Annotated in this window: 13 protein-coding genes; 9 read left to right on the top strand and 4 right to left on the bottom strand. The window is 69.9% G+C overall.

The features are described 5' to 3' along the window. Positions 1-84: 84 nt before the first annotated feature. Genes fliW through flgN form a run of 4 tightly spaced genes read right to left on the bottom strand, consistent with a single transcriptional unit; the run spans position 85 to position 3,345 of the window. Positions 85-510, bottom strand: a complete 426-nt coding sequence (gene fliW, locus ACQEVU_RS01205; RefSeq protein ID WP_433319177.1) for a flagellar assembly protein FliW — start codon at positions 508-510, stop codon at positions 85-87. Between the two features lie 38 nt (positions 511-548). Continuing rightward, positions 549-1,439 carry a flagellar hook-associated protein FlgL gene (flgL, locus tag ACQEVU_RS01200; protein ID WP_433319174.1) on the bottom strand — a complete coding sequence of 297 codons (891 nt, stop codon included), beginning with the start codon at positions 1,437-1,439 and terminating at the stop codon, positions 549-551. A gap of 19 nt (positions 1,440-1,458) precedes the next feature. Continuing rightward, positions 1,459-2,862 carry a flagellar hook-associated protein FlgK gene (gene flgK / locus ACQEVU_RS01195; RefSeq protein ID WP_433319171.1) on the bottom strand — a complete coding sequence of 468 codons (1,404 nt, stop codon included), beginning with the start codon at positions 2,860-2,862 and terminating at the stop codon, positions 1,459-1,461. Next, entirely contained in the window at positions 2,863-3,345 is a 483-nt protein-coding gene (flgN, locus tag ACQEVU_RS01190; RefSeq protein WP_433319168.1) for a flagellar export chaperone FlgN, read from the bottom strand. It abuts the gene before it with no gap. Positions 3,346-3,515: 170 nt separating this feature from the next. Between flgN and ACQEVU_RS01185 the strand changes: the two genes are divergently transcribed. The 9 genes from ACQEVU_RS01185 (at position 3,516) to ACQEVU_RS01145 (ending at position 13,314) form a co-directional block, all read left to right on the top strand. Further along, positions 3,516-4,376 (top strand): sigma-70 family RNA polymerase sigma factor, encoded by an 861-nt coding sequence (locus ACQEVU_RS01185; RefSeq protein ID WP_433319165.1) that lies wholly within the window; start codon positions 3,516-3,518, stop codon positions 4,374-4,376. A gap of 560 nt (positions 4,377-4,936) precedes the next feature. Next, positions 4,937-5,806, top strand: a complete 870-nt coding sequence (locus ACQEVU_RS01180; protein ID WP_433319162.1) for a sigma-70 family RNA polymerase sigma factor — start codon at positions 4,937-4,939, stop codon at positions 5,804-5,806. A 154-nt stretch (positions 5,807-5,960) separates the two neighbouring features. Next, positions 5,961-6,824 carry a flagellin gene (locus tag ACQEVU_RS01175; RefSeq protein ID WP_433319159.1) on the top strand — a complete coding sequence of 288 codons (864 nt, stop codon included), beginning with the start codon at positions 5,961-5,963 and terminating at the stop codon, positions 6,822-6,824. Between the two features lie 153 nt (positions 6,825-6,977). Beyond that, positions 6,978-7,844: a flagellin gene (locus ACQEVU_RS01170; RefSeq protein ID WP_433319156.1), complete on the top strand. Its 867-nt coding sequence runs from the start codon at positions 6,978-6,980 to the stop codon at positions 7,842-7,844. Positions 7,845-8,041: 197 nt separating this feature from the next. Continuing rightward, positions 8,042-8,902 carry a flagellin gene (locus tag ACQEVU_RS01165; protein ID WP_433319153.1) on the top strand — a complete coding sequence of 287 codons (861 nt, stop codon included), beginning with the start codon at positions 8,042-8,044 and terminating at the stop codon, positions 8,900-8,902. 64 nt (positions 8,903-8,966) lie between these two features. Next, a complete protein-coding gene (fliD, locus tag ACQEVU_RS01160; RefSeq protein WP_433319150.1) occupies positions 8,967-10,325 on the top strand; it encodes a flagellar filament capping protein FliD in 1,359 nt (452 codons plus the stop codon). Positions 10,326-10,355: 30 nt separating this feature from the next. After that, positions 10,356-10,742: a flagellar export chaperone FliS gene (fliS, locus tag ACQEVU_RS01155; protein ID WP_433319147.1), complete on the top strand. Its 387-nt coding sequence runs from the start codon at positions 10,356-10,358 to the stop codon at positions 10,740-10,742. Then, positions 10,739-11,074, top strand: a complete 336-nt coding sequence (locus tag ACQEVU_RS01150; RefSeq protein WP_433319144.1) for a hypothetical protein — start codon at positions 10,739-10,741, stop codon at positions 11,072-11,074. The genes fliS and ACQEVU_RS01150 overlap by 4 nt, the downstream gene beginning before the upstream one ends. A gap of 62 nt (positions 11,075-11,136) precedes the next feature. After that, complete coding sequence (locus tag ACQEVU_RS01145; RefSeq protein WP_433319141.1) at positions 11,137-13,314, top strand: tetratricopeptide repeat-containing glycosyltransferase family 2 protein; 2,178 nt, start codon at positions 11,137-11,139, stop codon at positions 13,312-13,314. The last annotated feature ends 492 nt before the right edge of the window (positions 13,315-13,806 follow it).

The following is a 13,806-nucleotide window of genomic DNA, read 5'->3' as shown; positions in this document are numbered from 1 at the left end:
TCCTTCGCTGGGCGATAGGCGAACAGTACCCGATTTGTCGGCCACGCCGAGCGGGAAAGCCGGGCGCCGCCCCATTCGTGGTGGTCAGGCCGGCACCAGGAGGCGCTGGCGGACCGGGTGACCGCTGTGGCTGAGGATCAGCTGCACGGCGCGGCGGCTGCGCTGGTCGAGCACGATCGGGGCCATGAGGTTGGCCGTGGCGTCCTCGGCCCCCGACTCCCCCGCGGTGACCACCAGCAGCACGAGCAGGTCGGCCTGGTCGGTCACGCCGAGGGCGCCGAGCGTCTCGTCGTCGATCTCCGCCTCGTAGTCGGGGAAGAACTGCGCCGGCGGTACCACGAGGAAGCGCAGCCCCGCCGTGTCGACCGAGGTCAGCGCGTACAGGACGCCGGCGTCGTCGAGCCTGACCAGCACGAAGCGCCGGTCCTCGGGGAAGCCCGGGATCGGCGACACGAAGTCGATCACCGGCAGCGTGGTGGTCTCCGGGCTGCCAACGGTCGCGACGCTCATTGATTCCTCACGGTGGCTGTGGTCCCGGGCCGTTCCCTCTACCGCAGGAAGTCCACCAGCGACGGCTGGATGACCTTGGCGGTCGCGGCCAGCGCCGCCTGGTACGCGGTCTGCTGCAGGGACAGCTCGGTAATGGTCTTCGGCAGGTCGATGTCCTCGACGTCGGACAGCTGGGCCTTCAGGTCGAGCACACGGTTCTCCGCGGACTGCTGCATCTGCGAAATCTGATTGTATCGGGATCCAACGCCCGAAAGGCCCGTCTGCACGCGTTTCTGCGCCGTGTCGACGTCGGCGAGGTCGGTGTCGAGCGCGGACGGGTTGTTGCGCAGGTCGTCGGAGATGCGCTGGAGCAGGTTGAACACGTTGCCGTTGCCCGAGCCGAACACCGAGTCGGCGTTGGTGTCCACGCGCACCGAGGCGTTGGCGCCGATCGAGCGGTTCACCTCGCCGTTGTCGCCCTGGTAGGTGCCCGTCTTGTCGTAGGCGAGGCTGCCCGAGGTGGTGCCGCCGAAGATCGGGCGGTCGAGGTAGGTGGTGTTGGCCAGGTCGATCATCGAACTGCGGATGTTGTCGACCTCCAGCGCGATCGCCTCGCGGGCCTGGTCGCTGCCCGACGTACCGCTGGACAGGCCGGTCAGCACCAGTTCACGGGCCCGGTTGAGCTGGGTCGATGCGCTGGTCAGCGCGGTATCGGCCATGTTCAGCCAGCCCATCCCGTCGTCGGCGTTGCGTGAGTACTGGTTCAGGGTCGCCATGTCGCTGCGGTGCTGCATCGCGATGACGGCACCGCCGGGCGAGTCCGACGGTTTGGTGATGAGCTTGCCGCTGGACAACTGGTTCTGCAGATCCTGGTTGCGTTGCAGGTTCATCTGCAGGTTGGTCAGCGTCGTCGTGGCCATCGAGCGTTCGGTGACGCGGAAGCCGGGCATCCGTTCCCTCCTCCTACCTTTACCTCTTCATGTTGATCAGCGTGTCGAGCGTGTCGTCGACGGTGCTGATCACCTTGGCGGCGGCCTCGTACGCCCGCTGGTACATCAGCATGTTCGTCATCTCCTCGTCGAGGCTGACGCCCGACTCCGCCTGCTCGGCGGCCGTGACGTCGTCGGAGATGACCTGCTGGGCGGCGGCGCGGCGGTTGATCGTCTGCGCCTGGATGCCGACGTCGACCACGAAGTTGCGGTACACCGTGTCCGCGCCCTTCGGGTCCTTGGCGATGTCGGCCATCGCGTTGGCGTTGTCGCCCTGGTACGGCGTGCTCGACGTGCTCGACGCGGCAACCATCGTCGGGTCGGTGAACGCCGGCGCGATGTCCTTGGCGCTGGTGCCGGTGAAGAACGGGCCGCCCTGCTGCGGCGTCGGCGTCGTCGAGGGCGGGACGGTCTCGATGTCCCAGCCCTGCTGATGCTGCGCGTTGACCGTGCTGATGAGCGTCGCGGCGACGTTGTCCAGGCCGGCGACGGTGTCCGGGATCGTCTTGGTGAGCGCCTCCAGGCCCGAGGCGATCTTGCCGGTGGAGATCTCGGCCGGCGTGCTCGGGCTGTCCTGGAACACCACCTTGACCGGGGACACGCCGGTCCCGTCGACGGTGGTCGAACCGACCGCCGACAGGTTGCGCACGACGTCGCCCTGCACCAGCAGGTTGCCGCCCAGCGACACGTCGACCGAGCCGTCGGGCTTGAGCCGCCCCTGCGCGCCGGTCAGCTCGGACAGCTGCAGTACGAGCTGGTCGCGGCGGTCGGCGAGCTCGTTGGTCGGCATGCTCGCCGTCTTGGCCAGGGCGATGCGGCTGTTGAGGTCGGCGATGCCGGCGCTGGTCTGGTTGACCACCCGGATGTCGGCGTCGAGCGCCTCGCGGGTCGAGCCGAAGAAGTTGTCGAGGTTCTGCCGGACGGTGTGCATGGTGTCGGTGACGGTCCGGGCGCGGGCGAGCAGCTGCGTGCGGGCCGAGGTGTCGCCGGGCCGGTTGGCCACGTCCGACCACGCCGACCAGTAGTCCGACAGCTGCGACTGCAGCCCGGTGTCGCTCGGCTCGCCCAGCGTCTGCTCGATGTTGGCGAACACCGCGCTCTGGGCCTGCAGGTACTGGTTGAGCCCGTGCTCGGCCCGGGTCCGCGCGGTCATGAACTCGTTGTGCAGCCGGGTCACGTCGATGATCTCGACGCCGTCGCCGACGCCGCGGCTGGTCGACCAGCGGGCCGGGTTGCTGACCGCCTCGACCGGGGCGAGCTCGACGCGCTGGCGCGAGTACCCGTCGGTGTTGGCGTTGGCGATGTTCTGCCCGGTGAGGTCCAGGGCGCGCCGCTGCGCGTAGAGGGCGGTCAGCGCGGAGTTCAGGCCGGAGAAGGTGCTCATCTACATCGTCCCGTCAATCAGCCGTGTGCGGGGCGCCGCGGCCACGGTCTCGCCCTTGCGCCCGTAGGTCTCGACGGACCCGACGACGGAGAGCATGGTCTCCCGCGCCGCCCGGGCGCCGGTCGTCAGCAGGTCGCGGTTCGCCTCGGCGAGGGCGCTCACCTCGGAGGTGATCGTCAGGAACGCCTTGCGGTGCTGCGTCAGCAGCTCCCCCCAGGGCGCCGGCGCGGCGTCCGCGAGCTGGCTCAGGCTCGGGTTCGGCCCCAGCCGCAGCTCGGCGCCGATCGCCTCGACCTCGGCGGCGCGCACGACCTCGGTACGCCGGATCTCCTCCAGCACCACCTCGACCTCCCGCGTGGCGTGCGCGAGCCAACGCGTGCGCCCCGAGGCCAGGACCAGCTGTTCCTCCTCGAGCTTGAACAACAGCAGCTCGAGCATCTCGCGCTCCCGCCACAGGATGCTCGCGAGATCCGCCAGCCCCATCCGCTTGCCCCTCTTGTACGCGTTCCGTCCCGGTGCTTCGCCCGATACTTCGGCACTTCGATGCCCCGGTTGAGCACAACCGGTCTGCAACTTTGCGCCACCCGGTCCCGCACCCACGGCTGCCGAGTCTGGATCTCGTTCAACCAACTCCTTGCCACGAAGAGGTTGCCGTGACCACCACCGTTGACGCCCCGACCAGCCTGACCCCCGCGGAACTCGACACGCTGGTGCGCTCCCACCTCCCGCTCGTCGGCCACCTGGTCCGCGAGATGCTGGGCCGCCTGCCCGCCCACGTCTCCCGCGAGGACCTGGTCTCGGCGGGCATGGCCGCGCTGGCCGGCGCCGGCCGCTCCTTCGACCCGAGCCGCGGCATCCCGTTCGGCAGCTTCGCCACCAGCCGCATCCGCGGCGCCCTGCTCGACGAGCTGCGCGGCCTGGACTGGGCCAGCCGCTCGGTGCGCGCCCGGGCCCGCCGCGTCGAGACGGTCCAGCAGGAGCTGACCTCCCGCCTGGGCCGCACCCCGACCCAGGCGGAGCTCGCCGAGGCGATGGGCGTGGCCGTCGAGGAGCTCAAGACCATCGACGACGACGTCCAGCGCGCGGTCGTACTGTCGCTGCAGGGCTTCACCGCCGGCTCGGCCGAGGAACTCGTCCCCGAGCGCGCCGCCGGCCCCGAGGACCTCATCCTGCACCGGGAGCGCATCGGGTACCTCCACCACGCCATCAACGCCCTCCCGGAGCGCCTGCGCCGGGTCGTCACCGCGTACTTCTTCGACGAGCGCCCGATGAACGACATCGCCGAGGAGCTCGGCGTGACGGAGTCCCGCATCAGCCAGCTGCGCGCCGAGGCCCTGGTCCTGCTGCGCGACGGCCTGAACAACCACCTCGACCCGGAGATGCTCGCGGGCCCGGGCGGCAGCGGCTGCGTGGCCCGCCGTCGCGAGGCGTACTACGCGCAGATCGCCGCCCAGGGCGACCTGAGCGCCCGCCTGGCTGTTACGACGCCGCTGGGCATGCCCAAGGCGGCGTAGGGCGTTTTATCGCGAAAAGTCGGGCGCTCCGCGCCACGACTTTTCGGATTTATACCCCGACGGGTGATAAGTCCGAAAAGTCAGGACTCCGCCAGGAGTCCGGACTTTTCGATCAAGGGCCGCGCCGCTTTGGTCAAGGTCCTCGGTCAGCCTCCCCAGAGCAAGCAAGGCACGGACGCCGAGCACCACGGACACGGACGCGCCGGGCACGGACGCCCAGCCCGCGGCACGGACGCCGCATCACGCACGGACGCGAAACGAGCGGCACGGACGCCGCAAGCAATGCAACGCACGGATGCGGCACCAGCGGCACGGACGCCGCAACCCCCAGCGGGCACGGAAGCCCGAGGAACGCAAGGCACGGAGGCCGCGAACACGAGGCAGGGAAGCCGGACAACACGGCATGGAAGCCGACCGGGGGTGGCGCGGCGCGGAAGCCGCCCCACCCCCGACAGCACAACTCCCGGTTAGCAACCGAGAGCGACCTGTTGTGTACCCAACGTGACAGAGGCTGGGTCTTGCCAACACGAAGACCCACTCACTGCCACGAAGAGGTTGCCGTGACCACCAGCACCGCCACCCGCCCGACCGCGACCGCGACCAGCACCGCCGCCGAGCGCGAGGAGCTCGTGCGCGCCCACCTGCCGCTCGTCGGGCACCTCGTCCGCGAGATGCTCGGGCGCCTGCCCTCGCACGTCTCGCGCGAGGATCTCGTCTCCGCCGGCATGGCCGCGCTCGCTGGGGCCGCCCGCTCGTTCGACCCGGGCCGCGGCATCCCCTTCGGCAGCTTCGCCACCACGCGCATCCGCGGCGCCCTGCTCGACGAGCTGCGCGGCCTGGACTGGGCCAGCCGCTCCGTGCGCACCCGCGCCCGGAGGGTCGAGTCGACCCAGCAGGAGCTCACCGCCTCCCTCGGGCGTACGCCGACCCAGCCGGAGCTGGCCGCGGCCCTCGGCGTGGGCGTCGACGAGCTCAAGACGATCGACGACGACGTCCAGCGGGCCGTCGTGCTGTCGCTGCAGGGGTTCACGGCGGGTACCGCCGAGGATCTCGTCCCCGAGCGCGCCGCCGGCCCCGCGGACCTCATCCTGCACCGCGAGCGCATCGGGTACCTCCACCACGCCGTCGCCGCCCTGCCCGACCGCCTGCGCAAGGTCGTCACGGCGTACTTCTTCGACGAGCGCCCGATGAACGACATCGCCGAGGAGCTCGGCGTCACCGAGTCCCGCATCAGCCAGCTGCGCGCCGAGGCGCTCGTCCTGCTGCGCGACGGGCTCAACAACCACCTCGACCCCGAGCTGCTCGCCGCGCCCGGCGGCAAGGGCTGTGTGGCCCGCCGGCGCGAGGCGTACTACGAGCAGATCGCCGCCCAGGGCGGCCTCAACGCGCGCCTGGCCATCACCAACCCGCTGGGCATGCCCCGGGGCTGAAACGCAAGTGCAGGACGGGTGCACCCGGTTTCATATGCGTTGCGGAAAATATCTGAACCAAAATGCTTAGCCGCCGGGCGGGCGGGCCGATGTCAACCGCGAACGGGCCAAGGACGGTCCGCGAAGTACGACCCACACTCACGGAGGAGCTTCCATGGGTCTTCGCATCAACAACAACATCGCCGCCCAGAACGCGTACCGGAACCTGTCGGTCACCGACACCCAGATGAGCAAGTCGCTCGAGAAGCTGTCGTCGGGCTACCGGATCAACCGCGCCGCCGACGACGCGGCCGGCCTGTCGATCTCCGAGGGCCTGCGCTCGCAGATCGGCGGCCTCAAGGTCGCGGTGCGCAACGCCCAGGACGGCATCTCGGTCGTACAGACCGCTGAAGGTGCGCTCACCGAGACCCACTCGATCCTGCAGCGCATGCGCGACCTGGCCGTCCAGGCCTCGTCCTCCGGTTCGCAGGACAGCAACGCGCAGCAGGCGGCCCAGACGGAGTTCACGCAGCTCAACAACGAGCTCGACCGCATCGCCAAGACCACGACGTTCGGCAGCCAGAAGCTGCTGGACGTCTCCGGCACCGCCTACAAGGGCACGTTCCAGGTCGGCGCGAACACGTCCACGTCGGACCAGATCAACGTCGACCTGTCCGCCTCCGTCTTCGGCACCGCGTCCGGCGCCCCGACCGGCTTCGACTCGACCGGCCTCGGCGTCGCCTCGCTGAGCCTGACCAGCGCGCCCGCGTCGGCGATCGACGCCATCGACTCGGCCATCAAGGGCGTGTCGACGGCCCGGGCCACGCTCGGTGCGTACCAGAACCGCTTCGAGCACACCATCAACAACCTCAACGTGGCGGTGGAGAACCTGTCCGCGTCGGAGTCGCGCATCCGTGACACCGACATGGCGCAGGAGATGGTGTCGTACACCCGCTCGCAGATCCTGACGCAGGCCGGCACGAGCATGCTGGCCCAGGCCAACCAGGCGCCGCAGAACGTGCTGTCGCTGCTGCGATGACCGATAGCGCGGGGAGGGTCGACGGCGCCCCTCCCCGCCGCCCTTGACCAGCAACTTCTTTCACGAATCCCTTAAGGAACAAGGGTTCGTGCCGATGTGAAGAGTGACCGGACCACGGATGGACCGGCGTGACCCAACTCAAGGAGGAAGATCGTGGGTCTTCGTATTAACAACAACATCGCTGCTCAGAACGCCTACCGGAACCTGTCGGTGACGGACAGCCAGATGAGCAAGTCGCTGGAGAAGCTGTCGTCGGGCTACCGCATCAACCGTGCGGCCGACGACGCGGCAGGCCTCTCGATCAGCGAGGGTCTCCGGTCCCAGATCGGCGGCCTGAAGGTCGCGGTGCGCAACGCTCAGGACGGCATCTCGGTCGTGCAGACCGCTGAAGGTGCTCTCACCGAGACGCACTCCATCCTGCAGCGTATGCGTGACCTGGCCGTTCAGGCTTCGTCGTCCGGTTCCCAGGACTCCGATGCCCGGACGGCGGCGCAGACCGAGTTCACCCAGCTCAACCAGGAGCTCGACCGCATCGCCTCCACCACTGCCTTCGGCGGGCAGCACCTGCTCGGCGTGGGTATCAGTGGTCAGAACGCATACCAGGGCACGTTCCAGGTGGGTGCGAACACCTCGGCGGCGGACCAGATCGGCGTCGACCTGAGCACGGCCGCGTTCGGGTCCGTGAGTGTCGCGGGCTTCGACTCGACCGGGCTCGGCGTCGCGACGCTGGACCTGGTGTCCAGCGCCGCTTCGGCGATCGACTCCCTGGACACCGCCATCAAGGGCATCTCCACCGCCCGGGCGACCCTGGGTGCATACCAGAACCGGTTCGAGCACACCATCAACAACCTCAACGTCGCGGTCGAGAACCTCTCGGCGTCGGAGTCGCGCATCCGCGACACCGACATGGCGCAGGAGATGGTGTCGTTCACACGCTCGCAGATCCTGACCCAGGCCGGCACGAGCATGCTGGCCCAGGCCAACCAGGCGCCGCAGAACGTCCTCTCGCTGCTGCGCTAGGACTGACGGGCCTGACCGACTGAGGACACGACAGGGCACGGCATCCAGCCAGGGCGCCGTGCCCTGCCACATCCGGCAGGCCCATCCCCCAAAACGTCGATCCTCCCCCTCAAGCGGTGCCTGCGCGGGCCGATGGGACGGAAGAACACGCAGAGAGGGCCACGGACGGCCGGACCCAGGACTCAGGGAGGAATGCCATGGGTCTACGGATCAACAACAACATCGCCGCGCAGAACTCCTACCGGAACTTGTCCGTAACCGACACCCAGATGAGCAAGTCCCTCGAGAAGCTCTCATCGGGCTTCCGGATCAACCGGGCCGCCGACGACGCGGCCGGCCTGTCGATCTCCGAGGGCCTGCGCTCGCAGATTGGCGGCCTCAAGGTCGCGGTGCGCAACGCCCAGGACGGCATCTCGGTCGTACAGACCGCTGAAGGTGCGCTCACCGAGACCCACTCGATCCTGCAGCGCATGCGCGACCTGTCGGTCCAGGCGGCCTCGACGGGTGCACAGGACTCGGACGCCCGCGGCGCGGCGCAGACCGAGTTCAGCCAGCTCTCGGCCGAGCTCAACCGCATCGCCACGACGACGATGTTCGGCGGCCAGCACCTGCTGGACACCGCGAACAACCCGTTCACGGGCACGTTCCAGGTGGGCGCCAACACGTCCAGCGCCGACCAGATCGTGGTGAGCCTGGGCACGTCGGCGTTCGGCTCCATCACCGGCGTCTCGGGGTTCGACGTGACCGGTCTCGGCCTGGACACGCTCGACCTGTCGACCAACGCCGCCTCGGCGGTGGACGCGATCGACACGGCCATCAAGGGCGTCTCGACCGCCCGGTCGTCGCTCGGTGCGTACCAGAACCGTTTCGAGCACACGATCAACAACCTCAACGTCGCCGTCGAGAACCTGTCCGCGTCGGAGTCGCGCATCCGCGACACCGACATGGCGCAGGAAATGGTGTCGTTCACCCGCTCGCAGATCCTGACCCAGGCCGGCACCAGCATGCTCGCCCAGGCCAACCAGGCACCACAGAACGTGCTGTCCCTGCTGCGGTAACCCGTAACCGTCCGGGGAGGGGGCCGCGGTCCCCTCCCCGCTTCCTCTTCGAAGGAGGAACCGTATGGTCACCGGCGGAAGCGTCGACGGCCTCGTCTCGGGCATGCAAACCTCGTCCGTCATCGCATCGCTGATGCAGGTGGAGGCGGCGCCCCAGACCGCGCTCAAGGCGAAGGTCAGCACGCAGCAGAAGGTCGTCTCGGCGTACCAGTCGATCAACACGAAGATGGGTGCGCTGCTCACCGCGGCCAAGGCGCTGACCGACCCGCTGGCCTTCAAGAGCGCGACGGCGACGGCGAGCTCGGACGCCGTGCTCGCGACCACGAGTACCACCGGCTCCAACTCGACCGGCTCGGTCTCCTTCCGCGTGACGAAGCTCGCCGCCTCGGAGACGCACCTGTTCTCCAACGGCTCGGTGGCCAGCACCGGCGACACCGTCGTGAGCGGCTCGTCGATCGACATCTCGATCAACGGCGCCGCCCCCACGAGCGTGCCGATCACCGACGGCTCACTCAAGGGCGTGGTCGACGCGATCAACAAGACCCCGAACCTCGGCGTCAAGGCGTCGGCGATCCAGATCGGGCCCAGCAAGTACACCCTGCAGCTGACCTCGAGCACGACCGGCCAGGCGTCGACGTTCGCGGTGAACGGCGTGGACGGGCTGGGCACGGACGTCGTCACCACCGAGGGCAGCGACGCCGAGCTCTCCATCGGCACCAAGAACCCCGTCACCATCACCTCGTCGTCCAACACCTTCACCGGTCTCATGGACGGGCTCACGATCACCGCGAAGAAGGTGACCGCGGACAGCGATCCCCCGGTCACGGTCAACGTGAGCAGCGACACCGACGGGATCGCGGCCAAGGTCCAGGCGATGGTCGACGCGGCCAACGCGACGCTGACCGAGATCGCCTCCCAGACCAAGAACGCCAGCGGTACCGACACGACCGGCGGCACGCTGGCCGGCAACTCCTCGATGCAGCAGCTGGCCAGCTCGGTCCTGCAGACGGTCTCCGGCGGGGCCGGCAACCTGGGCAGCCTCAAGTCGGTCGGCATCCAGCTGACCCGCGACGGCCGGCTGTCGTTCGACAAGGCCGCGTTCACCTCGGCGCTCAACGCCGATCCGGTCAAGACGCAGTCGTACTTCGTCGGGACGGGCACCAACGCCGGCAACGGCCTGGCCGACAAGATGTCGGCGATGGCCGACAAGGCCACCCAGAGCAACACCGGCACGCTGGCGTCCCTGATCAGCAGCGGCAACTCGATGATCAAAAGCCTCAACGACAACATCTCCGACTGGGACACCCGCCTGGCCCAGCGGCAGCAGACGCTGCAGCGGCAGTTCACCGCCATGGAGACCGCGCTCGGCTCGCTGAAGAACCAGTCGAGCTGGCTCGCCGGCCAGCTGTCCTCGCTGGGCTAGTCCCCCCGTTTCGGCCCTGGAGAAGACTGCATGACGACGCAAGCCCTGCGAAACCGGTACGTCAGCGACAGCGTTTCGACCGCGCCCCCCGCGCAACTGCTGGTGATGCTGTACGACCGGCTGGTGCTCGACCTGATGATCGCCGGCCAGGCGTTCGAGTCCGGCGATCGCGGCACCGGCTCGAGCCGGGTGTACCACGCGCAGGAGATCCTCATGGAGCTGCGCGCGACGCTGGACACCGAGGCCTGGAGCGGCGGCCCCGGGATCTCGGCGCTGTACAGCTACATGATCACCGAGCTGGTACAGGCCGGCGTGTCGGGCGACCGGGCCCGGGTCGAGACCGTGCAGGGCTTCGCCGAGCAGTTGCGCGACGCGTGGCGGGAGGCGGCCGCGCAGGTGGCGGCGAACGGGGCATGAGCGCGCCCGAGGCGGAGTGGACCGAGGCCTGGACCGCGGCGCTGGAGGCGATGGAGCTCGAGGCCGACCTCGTCGAACGGATGCTGCGCCACCGCGACATGCTGCAGCAGGCCGCCGACGGCGCGCTCTTCGCGCCGCCGGAGGGCATCGGGCCGCTGCCGATGGAGCTGACCGAGCGGGCCCGCCGGCTGGTGCAGCGGCAGCTGGATCTCTCGCGTGAGCTGTCGATCGCGATCGCCGGCAACCGGCAGCAGGCCCGGCTGGTGAGCCGGCTGCAGCGCGAGGGTCCCGGTGGGCAGATGCCGCCGGTGTACATCGACAACCGCGCCTGAGGGCCGGCACCCCGCAACCGGAAAACCCTTGAAAAGCACCCGTCGGTGCCGATACGGGCAGCATGAGCCACATCCCGGTATCGGTCATCGTCGCGGCCGGCGGCAGCCCGGACGACTTCCACGCCTGCCTCGAGTCGCTGCGGCCCTCGCTGGGACTGCGCGACGAGGTCGTGTGCGTCATGCCCGCCGACCGCCCCGAGCTGCGCACCGAGCTGCGCGGGCAGACCTGGCTGCGGGTGATCGACGGCACCGGCGCCGTGCCGTGGGCCGACGGCCTGGAGGCGACGCGCAACCCCGTCGTCGTGTTCGTCGACGGCGACGTGGTGCTGTCGGCGCACTGGCTCGACCCGATCCTCGAGGCCTTCACCGACGCCTCCGTGGTCGCGGCCGGCCCGCGCTGCCACCACAGCTACGGGCCGCAGCAGACCGACCTGCCCGACGACGCGATCGTGAGCACGGCCGCGTTCAAGGCGTACGCGCGCCAGTGGCGCCAGGACCACCGCGGGCAGTTCACCGACGTCGACCGGCTCGGGCCCGTGTGCGTGGCGATCCGCCGCGACGCGCTCACGATCGCCGGCGGGCCGACGGCGGACCTGCCGTACGAGGAGCTCGCCACCCAGGGCCGGATCGTCATCGCCCAGTCGTCGCTGGTGGCCCACGTCGCCTCCCCGAAGTGCGCGCTCCGCCTGCCCGATCCCCCGGACGACGCGCCGCTGCTGAGCGCATCCCTCATCGTCAAGGACGAGGAGGACCTGCTCGAGCGCTGCCTGGTCGCGTTGAAGCCGCTGGCCGACGAGATCGTGGTGTACGACACCGGCTCCACCGACCGCAGCATGGAGATCGCCCGCGCGCACGGCGCGCGCGTCATCGAAGGCTTCTGGAACGACCACTTCGGCGACGCCCGCAGCCGCTGCCTCGCCCACTGCACGGGCCGCTGGGCGCTGTGGGTCGACGCCGACGAGGTCTTCGCCGGCGACAAGCACGACGTTCACACGATCCGCGAAGCCATGCAGTACACCGAACGCAACTCCTTCTTCGTCACCGTCGACAGCCACGAGGGCCACGAGGGCCGCGCCGGTTCGAGCGTCATCTACTACCCCCGGCTCTTCCGCCGCACGCGGGCCCGCATCTACGGCCGGCTGCACGAGCAGGTCCAGGACCGGGTCACCGGCCGGCCGCTGAGCAACGAGGCGCTGCCCGCGCTCGTGCTCGACCACTACGGGTACACGCCCCTGCGCGGCACCATCAAGGACAAGGCGGCCCGCAACCTGCGCCTGGCGGAGCTGGCCGAGAGCGACCTCAACGGCGTCACCGCGATCGGCAACCTGGCCCGCTCCCAGCTCAGCTCGCGCCACTACGACGAGGCGATCGAGACCGCCCGCCGCGGCCTGGCCGAGGCGACCGAACGGATGCCGAAGGTACTGTTCCTGAAGGTCATGACCGAGGCGTTCATGGCGCAGGGCCGCCTCGCCGACGCCAACGAGATGATCGAGCAGCTGCGCGAGACCGCGCAGTCCGAGACCACCGTCCACGAGCACGAGCTCAAGCTGCGCTTCGTCGAGGGCAACTACGAGCGCACCCTCGAGCTGATCGACGAGATCCCCGAGTCGGCGACCAACGACCTGCTGTACGGCATCGGCAAGGAGCGCTTCGCCGGCTACCGGATCGAGTGCCTGAGCCGGCTCGGCCGCTACCAGGAGGCCGCCCAGGTGGTGCGCGACGCGCTCACCGACGGGCGGGTGCCGATCTCGGTGGTGCGCATGGCCCAGGTCCTCGGCGCCGCCGGCGGCAGCCTGGTCGAGGTGGCCGAGCTGCTGCCCCGCTCGAGCGTGCGCGGCCTGCTGTTCAACATCGCCGAGGCGCCCCCGGAGGCGGCGGACGAGCTGCTCGAGGCGCTGTGGCGGCGGTACCCGGGCGAGCCCACCGTCCTGACCCTGGCCTCCCGCGTCGGGCGGTTCGTGCCGCTGATCCGCGCGATGGAGTGGTCGGCCCGGCTGCGTCAGCACGGCTTCGGGGAGCGGTGCACGCTCATTGCGCTGTCCGAGGATCCGCGCCGGACTCCGCGGGAGCGGAGCCTGGCGGCGGCGATCGCGCTGGAGATGTTCAACGACGACAAGGCGCTGCCGCTGCTGAGCGCGGCGCTGGCCGATGTGCCGGACGAGGACAGCGCGGCGGTGCTGGACGAGATCCGGATGCTGGCGCCGCGGGTGTCGGCGAGCATCGAGCTCGCCGACGCCTGATTCGTGCCCCACGCCCGGCCGCGCCCGCCCAAGGCGACCCGCGGCCGGCCGCGCCGGTCCGACGCTGGCGCTTGACCCGCGGTCGGGCGCGCCCAATTCCCCGCGGGCCGAGACCCGCGCCCGGGCGCGCCTCCCCCAGCCGTGACCCGCGGCCGGGCGCGCCTATTCGAGGCGCGACCCGCGGCCGAACGCGGCCCCGCTCACGAAGAGGCGCGCGCGCCGCAAACCACAGCCGCCGCGCGCGTCCCGTCCACCGCCTGAACCGCCGCGCGCGACCCGTGACGCGCTACCGGGTGCGCCGCGACGATGAAGGCCCACGCGCGCGAGACGTCACCCGGGATCAGACGGGTTCAGCCAACGCGCGGTCGGGCGCGGCCCGTGGCGATGCCACCTTACGGCGCCAGATTCCGGCAGAACGGATTTATCCGCCGTCAGGGTATAAATCCGAAAAGTCGTGGCGCGGAGCGCCCGACTTTTCGCATCAGCACCGAG

Source organism: Dactylosporangium sp. CA-139066 (assembly GCF_050936175.1).
GTDB lineage: Bacteria > Actinomycetota > Actinomycetes > Mycobacteriales > Micromonosporaceae > Dactylosporangium.
This window is presented reverse-complemented; position numbering and strand designations above follow the sequence as displayed.